The organism is Salinicola corii (assembly GCF_008298015.1).
In the GTDB taxonomy this organism is placed as follows: domain Bacteria; phylum Pseudomonadota; class Gammaproteobacteria; order Pseudomonadales; family Halomonadaceae; genus Salinicola; species Salinicola corii.
Window position 1 is genome coordinate 149,151 of record NZ_VTPX01000009.1, and the last position, 14,323, is coordinate 163,473.

At 64.7% G+C, this 14,323-nt stretch carries 13 protein-coding genes; 3 read left to right on the plus strand and 10 right to left on the minus strand.

All coding sequences use genetic code 11. The features are described 5' to 3' along the window. Positions 1 to 38: 38 nt before the first annotated feature. The gene (locus tag F0A16_RS15745; RefSeq protein WP_149436358.1) at positions 39 to 866 is read right to left on the minus strand and encodes an SIMPL domain-containing protein; all 828 of its coding nucleotides are present in this window, start codon (positions 864 to 866) and stop codon (positions 39 to 41) included. A gap of 120 nt (positions 867 to 986) precedes the next feature. On the opposite strand from F0A16_RS15745, the gene F0A16_RS15750 reads away from it, so the two are divergent. After that, positions 987 to 1,943, plus strand: a complete 957-nt coding sequence (locus tag F0A16_RS15750; RefSeq protein ID WP_187776044.1) for a cobalamin-binding protein — start codon at positions 987 to 989, stop codon at positions 1,941 to 1,943. A 3-nt stretch (positions 1,944 to 1,946) separates the two neighbouring features. Here F0A16_RS15750 and cobO read toward each other — a convergent pair whose 3' ends face one another. From cobO to F0A16_RS15770, 4 genes are read right to left on the minus strand one after another with little or no spacing between them, the layout of a single operon-like run. Continuing rightward, on the minus strand, positions 1,947 to 2,546 hold the full coding sequence (gene cobO, locus F0A16_RS15755; protein WP_149436360.1) for a cob(I)yrinic acid a,c-diamide adenosyltransferase: 600 nt from the start codon (positions 2,544 to 2,546) through the stop codon (positions 1,947 to 1,949). Positions 2,547 to 2,595: 49 nt separating this feature from the next. After that, complete coding sequence (locus F0A16_RS15760; RefSeq protein WP_149436361.1) at positions 2,596 to 2,904, minus strand: winged helix-turn-helix domain-containing protein; 309 nt, start codon at positions 2,902 to 2,904, stop codon at positions 2,596 to 2,598. Positions 2,905 to 2,938: 34 nt separating this feature from the next. Further along, positions 2,939 to 3,997: an SDR family NAD(P)-dependent oxidoreductase gene (locus F0A16_RS15765; RefSeq protein ID WP_149436362.1), complete on the minus strand. Its 1,059-nt coding sequence runs from the start codon at positions 3,995 to 3,997 to the stop codon at positions 2,939 to 2,941. A gap of 58 nt (positions 3,998 to 4,055) precedes the next feature. Further along, positions 4,056 to 5,678 carry an ArnT family glycosyltransferase gene (locus F0A16_RS15770; RefSeq protein WP_149436363.1) on the minus strand — a complete coding sequence of 541 codons (1,623 nt, stop codon included), beginning with the start codon at positions 5,676 to 5,678 and terminating at the stop codon, positions 4,056 to 4,058. A gap of 220 nt (positions 5,679 to 5,898) precedes the next feature. Between F0A16_RS15770 and F0A16_RS15775 the strand changes: the two genes are divergently transcribed. Both F0A16_RS15775 and F0A16_RS15780 read left to right on the plus strand, forming a co-directional pair. Continuing rightward, the gene (locus tag F0A16_RS15775) at positions 5,899 to 6,561 is read left to right on the plus strand and encodes a response regulator (RefSeq protein WP_149436364.1); all 663 of its coding nucleotides are present in this window, start codon (positions 5,899 to 5,901) and stop codon (positions 6,559 to 6,561) included. Beyond that, positions 6,558 to 7,955, plus strand: coding sequence for an ATP-binding protein (locus F0A16_RS15780; protein ID WP_149436365.1), 1,398 nt, complete (start codon positions 6,558 to 6,560; stop codon positions 7,953 to 7,955). The genes F0A16_RS15775 and F0A16_RS15780 overlap by 4 nt, the downstream gene beginning before the upstream one ends. Positions 7,956 to 8,017: 62 nt before the next feature. Here the strand turns inward: F0A16_RS15780 and F0A16_RS15785 are convergent, their stop codons facing one another. The 5 genes from F0A16_RS15785 to F0A16_RS15805 all read right to left on the minus strand — a co-directional run bounded on the left by F0A16_RS15785 (position 8,018) and on the right by F0A16_RS15805 (position 14,202). Next, positions 8,018 to 9,760 carry an ArnT family glycosyltransferase gene (locus F0A16_RS15785; protein WP_149436366.1) on the minus strand — a complete coding sequence of 581 codons (1,743 nt, stop codon included), beginning with the start codon at positions 9,758 to 9,760 and terminating at the stop codon, positions 8,018 to 8,020. Positions 9,761 to 9,774: 14 nt separating this feature from the next. Beyond that, positions 9,775 to 10,071 (minus strand): lipid-A-disaccharide synthase N-terminal domain-containing protein, encoded by a 297-nt coding sequence (locus F0A16_RS15790; protein ID WP_149436367.1) that lies wholly within the window; start codon positions 10,069 to 10,071, stop codon positions 9,775 to 9,777. Continuing rightward, complete coding sequence (locus F0A16_RS15795) at positions 10,068 to 10,871, minus strand: glycosyltransferase family 2 protein (protein WP_149436368.1); 804 nt, start codon at positions 10,869 to 10,871, stop codon at positions 10,068 to 10,070. The genes F0A16_RS15790 and F0A16_RS15795 overlap by 4 nt, the downstream gene beginning before the upstream one ends. Positions 10,872 to 11,106: 235 nt before the next feature. Then, positions 11,107 to 12,183 carry a PA0069 family radical SAM protein gene (locus F0A16_RS15800; RefSeq protein WP_149436369.1) on the minus strand — a complete coding sequence of 359 codons (1,077 nt, stop codon included), beginning with the start codon at positions 12,181 to 12,183 and terminating at the stop codon, positions 11,107 to 11,109. A 150-nt stretch (positions 12,184 to 12,333) separates the two neighbouring features. Continuing rightward, positions 12,334 to 14,202: a TonB-dependent receptor domain-containing protein gene (locus F0A16_RS15805; protein ID WP_149436370.1), complete on the minus strand. Its 1,869-nt coding sequence runs from the start codon at positions 14,200 to 14,202 to the stop codon at positions 12,334 to 12,336. Between the last annotated feature and the right edge of the window lie 121 nt (positions 14,203 to 14,323).

Genomic DNA, 14,323 nt, shown 5'->3' on the forward strand with positions numbered 1-14,323 from the left:
AACGGTACGGGCGGGCGCCGAGGCCCGCCCGAAGGTCATCAGTCGTCGATCTCCCAGGTCACGCTCACGCCGGCGTCGATGCTGATCTCGCCGCTGCGGTACTCCGCCGCGCTGCTGCCGCTGCCACTGTCGGCTGCCGCGGCACGCATCATCATCTGCGGTTGATAGCGGGGCGCCGTGGTCTCTTCGATATTGACGACATCGCCCAGGTCGACATCCAGCGTATCGGCCATCATCTCGGCCTTCTGGCGTGCCCGCTCCAGCGCCTGCTTGAGTGCGCGATCGTCCGCCGCGTCGCTGTCCTGGAGCCCGTAGCTGACGCCGTCGAGAGAGTCGACGCCAGCGGCGGTCAGGGCGTCGAGCACGCGGGGCAGCCGGTCGAGATCGTTCAGCGTCAACGACACCGAACGTTCGACCTGGGTGCGCACCTTCGGCGGCGTGTCGTCATCGCCCCGATTGCCGGACTGCACGATGTCCGGGCGCACGCTGAGCGAGCCGGCACGAATCCGCTTGCTATCGACGCCGGCGTTTTCCAGGGTCCGGATCAGCTCGCCGGTGCGGGATTCGAGCCGGTCCCGCGCCTCCTTGATGGCGTCGCTATCGCCCGAGGACTCCTCTCCCTGGACCTGGGCCGGCGTGCGCTCCCACAGTCGCGCATTCAGCGTCGCCTGATCCGGTGCGACATCGATCGTGGCGTTGGCCTGGACGTGGAGCTGATGTGGCGTCTTGTCGGCGAGCGCCGGCGTGGCCAGGGCAATGGTCGCCACTACCCCGGCAAGCCCGAGGCTCAGGTTCCGGGCCAGGCTTCTGCCACGGGGTGAGGCGTGAGAGTGGGCTGAACGATTGATCAGAGCGTCGTGAGACATGGCACTTCCTCTATCGAAAAACGCGTGTCGCGCACAATGTGGGCGCTGCATAGACGCCTCAGGCGTCCTTCGGTTCCCATGCTATGCTCGCCGGCACCTTTAGCCCAACTCGCAGAACCGATGATGCGCTCTCTTTCCCCATTGCTGAACGCCGTGATGTCGCTGGTGCCGTGGTGGCCGGCGATCGCCGCCGTCGGTGCGGCGCTGCTACCGCTGCACGCCATGGCGGAGGTCGATGCCATCAGCGTCGAAGACGACGGCGGACGCACCGTTACCCTGTCCCGGCCCGCCGAGCGCATCGTCGCGCTGGCGCCGCACCTGGTCGAGATGAGCTATGCCGTCGACGCCGGCGGGCAGTTGGTCGGGGCCATCGAGGGGAGCGACTATCCGCCGGCGGCGGCACATATCGATCGGGTCGGCAGCTACCGTGGTATTCCCATCGAACTGGTCATCGCCAAACGGCCGGATCTGGTGCTGGCCTGGGGCAGTGGCACGCCGGCATCGCTGATCGAGCAACTGGATCGGCTAGGCATCCCCGTTTATCGCAGCGAGCCGCGGCGGCTCGACCAGATCGCCGGCGACCTACGCGATATTGGCCGGCTCAGCGGCCATGACGCCGCCGGGGAGAAGGCTGCCTCGCGGTTCGAGCGGGAATTGCAACGCAGCTCACAGACGCTGTCACCAAAGCCGCGGGTCTTCTACCAATTGGGGCAGTCGCCATTGACCACGCTGGCCGGCGGCCAGATCGTGACCCAGATCATTCGTCACTGCGGCGGCGAGCCGCTATTCGAGGAGGCACCCGTACTGGTGCCGCAGATTGGCTGGGAATCGCTGCTCGAGGCTCGGCCGCAGGTCATTCTGGCGGCCGGCGACGACGACCGCTGGAAAGCGTTCTGGGCACACCACGATGAATTGCCGGCGGTGCAAGACGGCGCGCTCTACACCGTCGATCGGGACGCCATCAGCCGGCCCGGACCGCGCATGATCCAGGCGGTGCGGGAGGTATGTCAGGCGCTGGCCGATGCGCATCGCAAGGTGAAGGGGGCGCCTGATCGAGCGCCGCCGTTTTCAGGCTGAGCCTCAGTAGTCGATGCCGCGGCGCGCTTGAATCCCGGCATCGAAGGCGTGCCTGGTGTCTTGCATTTCGGTGACCGTGTCCGCCATCTCGACCAGCTCGCGGTGGGCATTGCGCCCGGTCACGATGACGCTCTGCTCCGGCGGGCGATCGGCAATGGCGCGCTTGACCGTGTCGATGTCGAGATAGCCGAACTTGAGCATGTAGGTGATCTCGTCGAGCACCACCAGATAGATCTCAGGGTCGGCGAGCAGGCGCTCGGCTTCTCGCCAGACCTCGAAGCAGGCGGCGGTGTCGCTGTCGCGGTTCTGGGTATCCCAGGTGAAGCCCGTGGCCATGACGTGGACCTCGAGCTGGGGATCCTCGATCAGCCGCTCGCGCTCGCCGCACTCCCACAGCCCCTTGATGAACTGGATCACGCCGACACGGTAGCCGTAGCCCAGCGCCCGGGTCACCGTGCCCCACGCCGCCGTGGTCTTGCCCTTGCCGTTGCCGGTGAAGACCAGCAGCAGGCCCCGCTGCTCGGTAGCAGTGGCGACCTTCTCGTCGACGTGGGATTTGAGCTTCTGCATGGCTTGCTGGTGACGCTGCTGGCGATCGCTCATGGGCGACTCCGATTGATGACGGTCGAGGTAGCAGGGCGATGTGACGGACTCACGGCCTGGGCAGCGGATATCCCAGGGCGCTGGCGATCTCTTCGGCGTGGTCATTTACCCAGGTCGAGGAAATGGGGCCCCAGTCACGGATCACATAGCGTCCGATCTGATGGCGCTCTCCCTTGGACTGCTCGAACTCGCAGTGAATGTCGAGCTCGGCGAGCGCGGCGAGGGTATCCTGGGCCGTGCGGCGTGGCATGCCACTGAGCTCGACGATGCCCGGAACGCTGGCGGCGAGGCCGGCGTCGATCAGATGGGCGACGTAAAGTCGCCGATAGAAACTGGTTCGGGTCTTGCTCAGCGGCATGCTTTGGCTCGTCACTCGGGAATGTCGTCCGATGCTACGCCAACCTCTCCCGTTCGACGACCGCCGATGCCGCGACCGCCGATGCCGCGATCGCCGACTCGCCTCCAGCGGCCATGGCTTCCAGCATCAGCCCGCGATAGTCGATCAGCCAAATGACGAATCGGTCGATACCCTGCTCGAGGGAGACGCGAGGGGTATAGTCGATGACCGATCGCAGCTTGTGGGTATCCGCCCAGGTCCGCTCGACGTCACCTGGCTGCATCTGCTTGAAATGCCTCGTGGCGGTGGTCCCCAGGCGTCGCTCCAGCGTATCGACGAAGTCGAGCAGGGCGATCGGCTTGCCGCGACCCAGGTTGTAGATCTCGTGGGGCGCGGAGCGGTCGGCATTGGGCCGGGGCGCGTGGGGCAACAACCGCACGATGCACTCGATCACGTCGTCGATGTAGGTAAAGTCCCTCGCCATGCGACCGTGATTGAAGATGTCGATGGGTTCTCCACGCAGCAGGCTCGCCGCGAACAGGCAGGGTGCCATGTCCGGGCGTCCCCACGGGCCGTAGACCGTGAAGAATCGCATCCCGGTGGCCGGTAGTCGATGCAGATCGGCGTAGCTGTAGGCCATCATTTCGTTGGCGCGCTTGGTCGCGGCGTAGATCGACGCGGGCTGATCCACGGGGTCGGTCTCCCGAAACGGCAGCGTTTTCTGGCGCCCATAGACCGAGCTGGAGGAGGCGTAGAGTAGATGCTCGATGTCGTGTCGCTTGCACACGTCGAGCAGGTTGAGAAATCCCGTCAGGTTGCTGCGACCGTACTCGTGGGGGTGCTCCACGGAGTGGCGTACGCCGGCCTGCGCCGCGAGATTGATGACATGGGTGAAGCGCTCGCGCGCGAAAAGCGTCTCCAGCGATGCCAGATCCGCGATATCCACGCGGTGGAAAGGAATGCCCGACAATCGTTCCATGCGTGCCTGCTTGAGCGACACGGCGTAGTAGTCGTTGAGATTGTCCAGCGCGACGACGCTGTGACCCTCGCGAGCGAGGCGTTCGGCGAGGTGAAAGCCGATGAATCCGGCCGCGCCGGTGACGAGAATTTTCATGCTGGTTCCTGTATTGAAAGAATCTTCACCGCCCGGGCCGGTGAGCCTCAAGTTAATTCTACCAGTCGCATGCGGGCAGTCGGGGACTAAATGACAGTGCGGTGACGGGCACGATATCCAGCTTTCCCCCGCGATAGTCGAACACATGGGCGGCGCTGTCATGGGCGATCAGCGGGCGGAGGTCGCGATCTCGACCTACGACCCATCCTGACGGCGCCTGGTTGCCGAACCGACAGAGATCGGCAGGATCGCCGGAAAGCGCGACGAGAGGTCTCTGCAGGCGCCCGGCGAACTGGAAGGTGGCCTGATAGTTGTCGCCATCGAAGGCCACCGGAACGCCGCCGGCTTCCAGTCTGGCCAGTAGCTTGCCCGGGGCGTCGATGTCATAGCGGTTCCACAGCGGGGCCAGCATCAGCTGTGCCGTTATCAACATGGCGACCGCCACGCCGAGAGAGAGGCCGCGGATCGTCTGCGCGGCGCCGTGCCAGCGTTGCCGCCATACGATGGCGGCGAAGGCGAGTAGCGCGAGGGCGCCGAAAGGCGAAATCATCGAGCCGACGGCCTCGTCGCGGCCGAATCCCGCCAGACCGAGCGCTGTCAGGCCCAGTAGTGCCATCGCCACAGCGGCCGCCCATGGTCGGAATGGCCTGCGAGGGTCGACCTGGCCCAGTCGGTCCATGATCAGAAGCGCCAGCGCGGGCAGCAACGGCATCAGATAGTGGATCTGCTTGCCACTGATCATCGAGAAGATCAGCAGCGGTGCGATCAGCCAGATCCAGGCCAGTCGCTGATGGCGATGCTTCGGGAGGCGTGGCCACCCGGCGGGCCACAGCAGCCAAGGGAAGGTCAGCAGAGGCAGCCATGGCAGGTACCACCACGCCGGGCGCGCATGGGCCATGGCATGCTGCAGGCGATCAACACTCTGGCCCCAGAGCAGGTCCCGGGCGTAGTCGGCGCCGCCCAGCCAGGCGGCGGGCAGCGCCCAGGCCAGCAGCATCGAGAACCCTAGCGCCAGGGTGAAGGCCAGGCGCCGCCGACCGGGCCCGCCCAGCGGCGAAGCGCGCCAGAGCGGGATCGACAATAAAATCGGTGCCAGCGTCACGAAGGCCGCCGGCCCCTTGGCCAGCAGCGCCAATCCCAGCCATAGTCCGCTGACGGTGGCCTTGCGCAAGTCGAACCGACCCGCGATCAGTGGCGAGATGGCACCCAGCAGGCAGGCACTCAGCAGCACGTCGAACATCAGCGCGCCGGCGTAGAGATTCCACATCAGCATGGTGCCGAGCACCATCGGTGCCAGTCGGGCCTGGCTGCCGGCGTAACCCAACCGGCGCGCTATTCGATAGAGATGGATCATCGCGACCAGCGAGGCCAGGGGCGATATCGACTTGGGCCACCAGTCGTTGACGCCGAACAGTGTCCAACCCGACTGGATCAGCCAGAACAGCAGCGGCGGCTTGTCGGCGTAGGCCGCTCCATTCATGAGCGGAAGCCAGACAGAGTGGGCCTGCCACATCTCCCAGGCGACCGAAACGTAACGGGTCTCGTCGATCGGCATCAGCGGTTTGGCCAGCGCGGAGGCGAGGGAGATCGCCCACAGCAGGACGATGACGAGAACGTCCCGGTGCCTGGCCTCCAGCCGTCGCGTGTGCGACGAGTGTGAAGAGTTTTGGGTGATGATCACGCGATGGTGTCCCGACGTGGCTGTGAGCCGCTACTGTGGCGCCGGTGTCTTAACGAAATATTATCCTGCAAGGAAGACGGCCGGCATCGGACTGGGCAACCATATCTAATGGAATTGAGGGCGCGATGCGATAAGAAATCGTTAAGGTGGGTGTGCCTCAATGGCACTGGACGGATGAGATTTCACGGATATCCATGGGTAAACCAGGACGGAAACCGCAATGCGTGTTTTGTTGGTGGAAGACGACCCCTTGCTGGGTGACGGCATCCGAACTGCTCTGATCCGAGAGGGCTATGTCGTCGATTGGCTGATGAAAGGCCGCGATGCGCTGGAAGCGGTGCGCGTCGAGCCCTTCTCGTTGGTGATACTCGACCTGGGACTACCGGATATCGATGGGTTGGTGGTATTGAAGGAGTTGCGTCGCCAGTATCCGATACCGGTCCTGATTCTGACCGCCCGCGACGCCGTCGAGCAGCGTATCCAGGGGCTGGATGCGGGTGCTGACGACTACGTGCTCAAACCGTTCGACCTGCAGGAACTGCTGGCTAGGATGCGGGTCGTGACCCGGCGCGCCGAAGGGCGCTCGACCCAGTTGCTGTCCATTGGACGGTTGACCATCGACGAGTCGCAGCACGAGGTTAGCTGGCGAGGGGATACGATCGCCTTGGGGCGTCGTGAATTCGCGCTACTGCTCGAGCTGGCCCGAAACAGCGACAAGGTGATGTCCCGGCCCAAGCTGGAAAGTCTGCTCTATGGCTGGGGCGAGGAGGTCGGCTCCAACGCGCTCGAAGTTCACGTCCACCACCTGCGGCGCAAGCTCGACAAGCATCTGATCACCACCGTGAGAGGCATCGGTTATCGTCTGGATAGCCGCGTGGCATGACATCGATTCGCCGTTATCTCAATTTCACCCTCGCTGGCGTGCTGGTCCTGGTCATGGCCCTGGCCGTGACCGCCGCCTACCTGATCACCCGACACGAGATGGAAGAGATCTTCGACGCTCAGTTGAGTCTGCAGGCTCGCGTCGTGTCGGGGCTCGTCGATATCGACACCACGCCGCAAACGTACGCGGCGATCGCGGAGCAGCTCTCGCAGCCGGGCCATTTTGCTCGCTGGTATGGCCAGACCGGCAGCCTCATCGACAAGATCGGCAATCCGAAACGCTACATTCACGAAGAGGGAATGCTGTCGCTGGGCTTCTGGGATGCCGAGCATCGACCGATTCTGATGGGGCCGCGCTGGCACGGGGAGGACGCCTTTCCGGCGCCGAGTGACGCGGGATATCGTTGGCAGCGCTTCGACGGCCATCGCTGGCGAGTATTCAGCATGCCGATCGAGGGCGGGCGCTGGCTGAGCGTCGGACTGCGGGAAGCGTTTCAGGACGAACTCTCCAACAAGGTTGCGCTAGGCAATTTCGTCCCGTTGCTGTTGGCGCTGCCAATTCTGATCTGGTTGATCGCTCGGCTGATCCGGCGCGGCCTGGCGCCGATCGGGCATCTGTCCCGCCAGGTTCAGACCCGGGACGAAAAAGATCTCAGCCCGATTCGGGTGGCGGTGCCACGGGAGCTGCAGACTCTGCGCGGTGCGCTCAACGACTTCATCGAGCGACTCGGCCAGACGCTGGAGCGCGAGCGACGCTTTACCGCGGACGCGGCGCATGAGTTGAGAACACCGCTGGCGGCGATGAAGATTCATCTGGACAACGCCCGCTTTGGCGAACCCAGCGCGCTGGACAAGGCTTACAGCGGCATCGAGCGATTGCAGCGAGTGGTCGAACAGCTGCTGCTGCTGGCCCGGCTCGATATTCATCAGGAGCGCCCGGCCCCGGAGCCGGTCTCGCTGCCGGCGCTGGTCATGGATCTGGCTGCCGACCTGTGGCCGCTGGCCGAATCGCAGCAGCAGGAGCTGGAGATCGTCGAGGACGACCCTGTCAGCGTGACGGGCAACGCCACCGAGCTGGGAATCCTGATTCGCAATCTGATGGACAACGCACTGCGCTATACCCCGTCGGGCGGTCGGGTTGTCGTGACCATGGGGATTGAAGAGCAGCGCCCGTGGCTGAGAATCGCCGACTCCGGACCAGGGATCCCCGAGTCCATGCTGGAAGCCGTGACCCAACGCTTCCAGCGGGCATCCGATCAGCGCATCAGCGGCAGCGGTCTGGGCTTGTCGATTGCCGTCGAGCTCGCCGAGCGCCAGCGTGTGAGAATGTCTCTCGCCAACCGCGACGGTGGAGGGCTGGCGGTGCGACTGGACTGGCTGGACGTCGTCGCCTGATTCCATTTGCCTGACCCCGCTCTCGAGGTGCCGGATTCGACGCCACGAGAGGTGCTTTGGCTTCAAACGCTGGGCGCGCTGCCGGTGTCGTCCGGCAACGTGGTGGGCGCCACGAATATTGTTGCCGCGTCGGCATCGCCCTGGCATCGGCCGACGGCGGTTGCCGGGATGAGCCACCAGTCGTCGCCATTCTGAATGCCCATGTCATGAATCTGGTCGCGGTTGATGCAGTCGTAATCCTTGGCCTGGCGTTTCATCGCAAACATCCAGCGGCTTCGATCCTGCTGCAGCCAGGCGAACGCTCGCCGGAACTGAGCGCTGGCGGGGGTGCGGTCGCCGAACTGGATGCTGGGTTGGCGCGACTGGAGCAGGAACTCCTCGTCGAAGTCCGGCATCGCCAGCCAGGCGCCGGCGCCGGTGATCGACCGAACCTGAGCCATCATGCCACGTGGCGAGCGGGCGTGATCCTGCAGTGCGTAGCCCCAGGTCGACCAGCTCACCCAGAACACCACCAGCCAAATGGTCAACGCCCAGAGCCCACGACGAGGCCGCAGGGCCAGTAGTCCGGCCGCGATGGTGCCGATCACGATCCACCAGGCCCACGGGGACACGGCATGACGCTCGGCGACCTTGGCCAGCGCGGGCAGGCCTGCGGCGCCAAGAACACCCGCGGCCAACAGCAGCCCGCCCAGCAATGTCAGCAGGCCGAAACCCAGCCAGTGCAGGCGCTTCCTGGTGACGAGCCCCGGCAGCAGTGGGGCCATCGCCAACACCAGTAGTGGTAAGGTCGGTAGCATGTACACACCGCGCTTGCCAGGCGAGAGGGAAAAGAAGATCACGATCAGCACGATCGAACTGAGCGGCAGCAGGAACCGTGGATCGGATCGCCGCAGGCGGCGCCACCAGGCGGGCAACGCCCACGGAAAGGCGAGAATCAACGGCATCCACGCCCAGGGCAGTACGCTGACCAGGTAGTAGTACCAGGGTTCGAGATGGGTCCAGGAGTCGGCGTACCGCTGCCCGGTCTGCTTGAACAGGATGTTGTCCCGGTAGGCTGCCAGCGATGGATCGTCTCCCCAGGTCGACATGACGATCATCGGCACTGCCCAGGCGGCAATGCACAGCAGCATGGCAGCGATGCCCTGAATGGCATCCTTGAGCGTGATGCGTGTGATCGGTCCGCGGGAGTGTCCGGAATAGGTCATCCACAGCCAGGCCGGGAGCAGTGTCAATGGCAGGATGCCGACGCCTTTGGTGATGATGCCCAGGCCCATCGCTGCCCAGCCCGCCAGCCACCAGATTCTGGCGGGGCCAAGCAGCGCGTGGCGCAACAGGCCATAGGTGGCGAGCGTGGTGCAGAAAGTCAGCATCATGTCGATCTGGGCGGTCTTGGCCTGCAGCACGAACTGGAATGCACTCAGCAGCGCCAGTCCCGACATCAGCGCGATACGCCGACCGTACAGCCGACGACACAAATCCACCGTCAACAGTAGGGTGCCGATACCGGCGAGGGCGGTGGGAATCAGGAAGCCCCAGCGCACGGAGCCGGTCAGCCAGATGCTTAGTGCCGATGCCCACATGAATACCGGAGGCTTGTCGGGATAGAGCTCGCCGCCACGATGCGGAAACCAGAACTGTCCGGTTCGCAACATCTCCAGCGCGTTGAGCGCGAAACGCGGTTCATCGGCCGGCCAGGGGTCGCGCAGGCCGATACCGATGCCCAGCAGGACGATGGTGAAAAGCAGCAACAACAGCCAGGCACGCCGATAGTGGGCCTGCGAGGGATCGGACAGGAAGCGCCGCATGAGCGAGGTCTCGTTCAGAAATTCGAGGGGGTTTCCGGGACGCTAGCCTGGTGCTTTTCCCGCCGGATCAGCATCAGGTTACGAATGTAGATGACCAGGCCAGCGCCCTGACCGGCGATGAACACCGGGTCGCGACGGTAGATGGCATAGGCCAGCAGCGTGGCGCCGCCGCCGAGGCTGAAGAACCAGAAGGCGACGGGAATGACGCTGCGTCTGGCGCGTTCGCTGGCGAGCCACTGAATGATGAAGCGGGCCGAAAACAGGGCCTGCCCGATGAAACCGATAATCACCCATATCCATTCCTGATTCATGACGTCGCCTCCTTGCCATCAGTGCGCCGATGATCGGTCACTGCGTCGCCGGCCGGGGCCGTCATCGCCGCCGGCAGCTCGACGCAGGTCGCGGGTAGCCGGCTACGTCGGCGTAACCACATCACTCCGACCATATCCACCAGTCCGACCCACAGGCGGTTGTTGAGCCCATAGTGCGATTCCCCTGCTCCTCGTGGTCGATGGTTGACCGGAACAGAAACGCACTGGCCGCCTTGGGCGCGTATCAGCGCCGGCAGAAAGCGGTGCATGTGATCGAAATAGGGTAGCGACACGAAGGCGTCGCGACGCACCACCTTGAGCCCGCAACCGGTATCCGGCGTGGCATCGTTCAACAGCGCCGAGCGCACGCGATTGGCGACCCTGGATGACGTGCGCTTGATCCAGTCGTCGCGACGATTGATGCGATGACCCGCGACCAGCGCGACATCTCCACGCCGAGCGCGCTCGAACAGCCTGGGCAGGTCGGCCGGATCGTTCTGGCCGTCGCCGTCGAGCGTGCCGAGCCAGATGCCTCGCGCGGCCCTGGCTGCCTGCCAGACGGAGGTGCTTTGCCCCGCACTCAGCGCATGGCGCATCGGACGCAGGCGGGGGGACCGCGCCGCGCGTCGTTCCAGTAGATCCCAGGTGCCGTCGGTCGAGGCGTCGTCGACCACGATCACTTCGTGGTCGATATCGGCCAGCGCCCGCTCGATCTCGTCGAGCAGGCCGGGTAGATTGCCGGCCTCGTCCTTGGCCGGTATCAGGATCGAGAGCAGGGGGGAGTGAAGGGGTGAGCGCATTGATGGTAATTCCCTGGCGAGCTGACCGGCTGCCTGGGCGCTCGACATCACTCGTCTCGCAGGATGTGTGGCCCAGGCAGTTCCGGTCTGGCTCGATTGAACGTGTCGCGGAGCGCGCGAGCGGAGTTCCGCCATGGTCGCGAGCCAGACTTAAAGGAATCTTAAGCGATAGTCGCGGGGAGGACATTCCAACCAACCAAGGGGCGTCCTCCGCGTGGTGGCCGATGCTCGAGAATCAGCCGAACAGGTCCTGCTGGGCGTGGGGCGCACGGAAGCGGGTGGTATCGAGCCCCATGTCCGCTCGTTGTCCCATTCCCAGCCGCTTCGCGGCGCGGCGGAAGCGTTGGCCGATCATGTCCACGAACAGGCCGTCGCCACGCATGCGATGGCCGAAGCGGCTGTCGTTGCTCTGGCCCCCGCGAGATTGGCGAATCAGGCTCATCACCTTGCCCGCGCGCTCCGGATAGTGCGCCTCCAGCCAGGCCTCGAACAGCGGCGTCACCTCGCGCGGCAGGCGGAGTAGCGTCCAGTTGGCGGTTCGGGCGCCGGCGTCGGCGGCTCGGGCCAGGAGCGTCTCGATTTCGCTGTCGTTGATGGCGGGTATCACCGGCGCCACCAGTACGCCGACCGGCACCCCGGCCTGGTGCAGGTCCCTGATGACCTTGAGGCGCGCCGCGGGTGAGGCGGTGCGCGGCTCCAGGGTGCGTTTCAACTCGTTGTCGAGCGAGGTCAGGCTGACGAAGACGCGCACCAGGCGCTGGCGGGCCATCTCGGCCAACAGTTCCCGGTCGCGTAGGATCAGTGCGCTCTTGGTCACCAGCGTGACCGGATGGCGACACGCCAGCAGCAGCTCCAGCAGCGAGCGCGTCGTACCGTGTTGGGCCTCGATCGGCTGATAACAGTCGGTGTTGCCGGAGAGATTGATGGGGCGGCAGGCGTAACCGGGCTTGCACAGCTCCTCGCGCAGCCGGTCCGCCATGCCGGTCTTGGCGATCAGGCGCGTCTCGAAATCGATGCCGGGAGAGAGATCCCAGTAGGCGTGGCTGGGCCGGGCGTAGCAGTAGATGCAGCCGTGCTCGCAGCCGCGATAGGGATTGAGCGAACGATCGAACCCCAGGTCCGGCGATTGATTCCAGGAGAGCGCCGTACGGGGCGCCTCGAACTGGACCTGGGTGGCGATCCGGGGCGGCAGCTCTTCCTGCCACCAGCCGTCGTCTTCCCGGGTACTGTGGGTGGGCTGGAAACGGTTGTCGGGATTGTAGGTCGCGCCGCGGCCTTTCATGGGGCCGGTAGGCCTGGAGGGAGACGTCATGCCAGCGACTCCTGTGAATACTGTCTATATATACAGTATCACTGGAAACGACGGGGGTGAAAGCGATTTACAGAGGGAAGAGGGAAGAACAGCGGCGCCGGGGTGTCGGCGCCGCTGAGTGCGAAAGTCATTTATGAATGCGAAAGGCATCTAGAAACTGAGCTTCACGCCACCTTCGAGATAGCGGTCCTGGGTGTCATATCCATCCACCAGGTGATAATCCTTGTCGAAGGCGTTTTCCAGCTTGGCCGACAGTTCGACGGTCGGCGTGACCTGCCAGGCGGTGCGCAGATCGACCACGCCGTAGCCGGCCGTGGTGGTGTCGCCGTAGGGAAAGGCGAACTGCGTGTCGCGGCGGTCGCCCGCGGCCCGCAGGGTGGCGCCAACGGACCAGGCGGCGAGACTGTAATCGGCATCGACCCGACCAAACGTCCTGGCGCGGCGCTTGAGGCGGTCGCCGGTATCGCGATCCTCCGGGTCCTGGTGAGTCAGGCTGGCGCGCAGGGCGAGACCGCCCTGTTGCCACCCACCGCTCAACTCGACGCCGCGGATGCGTGCTTCATCGACGTTGTAGGGAATATAGGTCGTCGGATCGTAGCTGATCAGATCGTCGATCCGGCTCTCGAACACGGATACCCGAGCGTCCCAAGGGCCGCGATCCAGGGCCCAGAAGGCCTCCAGTGTCTTCGAGGTCTCGGCGTCGAGATCGGGGTTGGTGCCGTAAGGTCCGTAGAGATCGATCAGATTGGGCGCCTTGAAAGCAGTGCCGTAGCTGACGCCGATCCGCTGGAACCGGGTCAGGTGATAGGCATAGCCGAGATTACCGGTGGTCTCGTCGCCGAACCGTGAATCGTCGTCATAGCGCAATGAGCCCGATACTTCGTGGGGACCATATTGGCGTTGAACCATGGCGTAGAGGCCGTAGTTCTCGCGGCTGTCCTTTTGATATCGCGAGCCGTAGGCGTAATCGTCGTAGTCGAGGCGCTCCTCGCGGTAGTCGACCCCGAGCACGTCGACGCCATTTCCCCGCGTGAAGCGGTGCTGCAATCCCAGCTCGTTGCGGTGTGACTCGGTGCGACTGTTGCGCTCGCCGTTGTAACGCTCCTCCCGCTGCTCGTCGAAATGACCGGCGGTAAGAATCATGTTCCAGTCGGTGTCGAGCGCAACGTCGAGCTGACCGCCGAAGGTCTGCAGATAACCCTCGGTCCGGCAGTCCTCGGATGCGCCCAGGGCACCGACGGGGTAACAGTCGTCGTAATCGGTGTCGAAGTTCTGGCGCAGAGCATTGAAGCTGAAGTCGACCCGGTCGTTGAAACGGTGAGAAAGGCCCAATTGGCCACCACTGCGTTCGAAGCCATCGCGCTCGCCGCTGGTGTCGGCCTCAGTGGCGTTGAAGCCGTCGCCGTCGCGGCGAAACAGGCTGGCGTTGAGGCGGGTGTCGTCGTCTCCCGTGGAGACGAACAGGTTCTGCTTGTTGGTGCTGTTTTCCCCGACTCTCAGGTTCAGCGCGCCTCGAGTACCATCGCCGCCACGCCGGGTGAATATCTGGATTACGCCGCCGATGGCATCAGCTCCATAGGCCGCCGCACGCGGGCCGCGCACGATTTCAATACGCTTGATCGCCTCGACCGGCAAGAACTCCAGGCTCGCACCGCCGCTCGTCGCCGAATTGACCCGGACGCCGTCGATCAGAACGACGCTATGATCGGACTCGCTGCCGCGTATGAACAGGCTGGTGAGGCTGCCGGGCGCGCCGGTCTGGGCGATCTCGATGCCGGCGCGGTTCTGCAGCAGCTCGACCACGCTATCCGCCTGGCTGCGCTCGATCTCGGCACGATCGATGATGGTGGTGCTGGCCAAGACGTCTGCCTGCGATTGCGGCAGGCGATTGGCAGTGACCTGGACATCGTCTAGCTGCTGTTGTCGTTGAGCCGGCGCCTGCTGGGCCTGGGCCGAAAGCGCGGTCATGGCGACCGTGAGCGCGACACCCGAGGCGACGGCGTTCTTGTTGTAACGCATGTGATGTGATCCCCAACTGCGTGGCGCGATCGAGTACCGCCGTGGCCTGGGCGATGGCGATGGCGCTGAATCTTGACCAAGACGCAATGGGAGGACGGACGTGACGAGACCCGCTGCGGGC

What these genes read in the sequence shown, in the direction of transcription:
- F0A16_RS15745 (WP_149436358.1), bottom strand. Translation starts at nt 866, where the DNA reads ATGTCTCACGACGCTCTGATCAATCGTTCAGCCCACTCTCACGCCTCA.
- F0A16_RS15750 (WP_187776044.1), top strand. Translation starts at nt 987, where the DNA reads ATGATGCGCTCTCTTTCCCCATTGCTGAACGCCGTGATGTCGCTGGTG.
- cobO (WP_149436360.1), bottom strand. Translation starts at nt 2,546, where the DNA reads ATGAGCGATCGCCAGCAGCGTCACCAGCAAGCCATGCAGAAGCTCAAA.
- F0A16_RS15760 (WP_149436361.1), bottom strand. Translation starts at nt 2,904, where the DNA reads ATGCCGCTGAGCAAGACCCGAACCAGTTTCTATCGGCGACTTTACGTC.
- F0A16_RS15765 (WP_149436362.1), bottom strand. Translation starts at nt 3,997, where the DNA reads ATGAAAATTCTCGTCACCGGCGCGGCCGGATTCATCGGCTTTCACCTC.
- F0A16_RS15775 (WP_149436364.1), top strand. Translation starts at nt 5,899, where the DNA reads ATGCGTGTTTTGTTGGTGGAAGACGACCCCTTGCTGGGTGACGGCATC.
- F0A16_RS15780 (WP_149436365.1), top strand. Translation starts at nt 6,558, where the DNA reads ATGACATCGATTCGCCGTTATCTCAATTTCACCCTCGCTGGCGTGCTG.
- F0A16_RS15785 (WP_149436366.1), bottom strand. Translation starts at nt 9,760, where the DNA reads ATGCGGCGCTTCCTGTCCGATCCCTCGCAGGCCCACTATCGGCGTGCC.
- F0A16_RS15790 (WP_149436367.1), bottom strand. Translation starts at nt 10,071, where the DNA reads ATGAATCAGGAATGGATATGGGTGATTATCGGTTTCATCGGGCAGGCC.
- F0A16_RS15795 (WP_149436368.1), bottom strand. Translation starts at nt 10,871, where the DNA reads ATGCGCTCACCCCTTCACTCCCCCCTGCTCTCGATCCTGATACCGGCC.
- F0A16_RS15800 (WP_149436369.1), bottom strand. Translation starts at nt 12,183, where the DNA reads ATGACGTCTCCCTCCAGGCCTACCGGCCCCATGAAAGGCCGCGGCGCG.
- F0A16_RS15805 (WP_149436370.1), bottom strand. Translation starts at nt 14,202, where the DNA reads ATGCGTTACAACAAGAACGCCGTCGCCTCGGGTGTCGCGCTCACGGTC.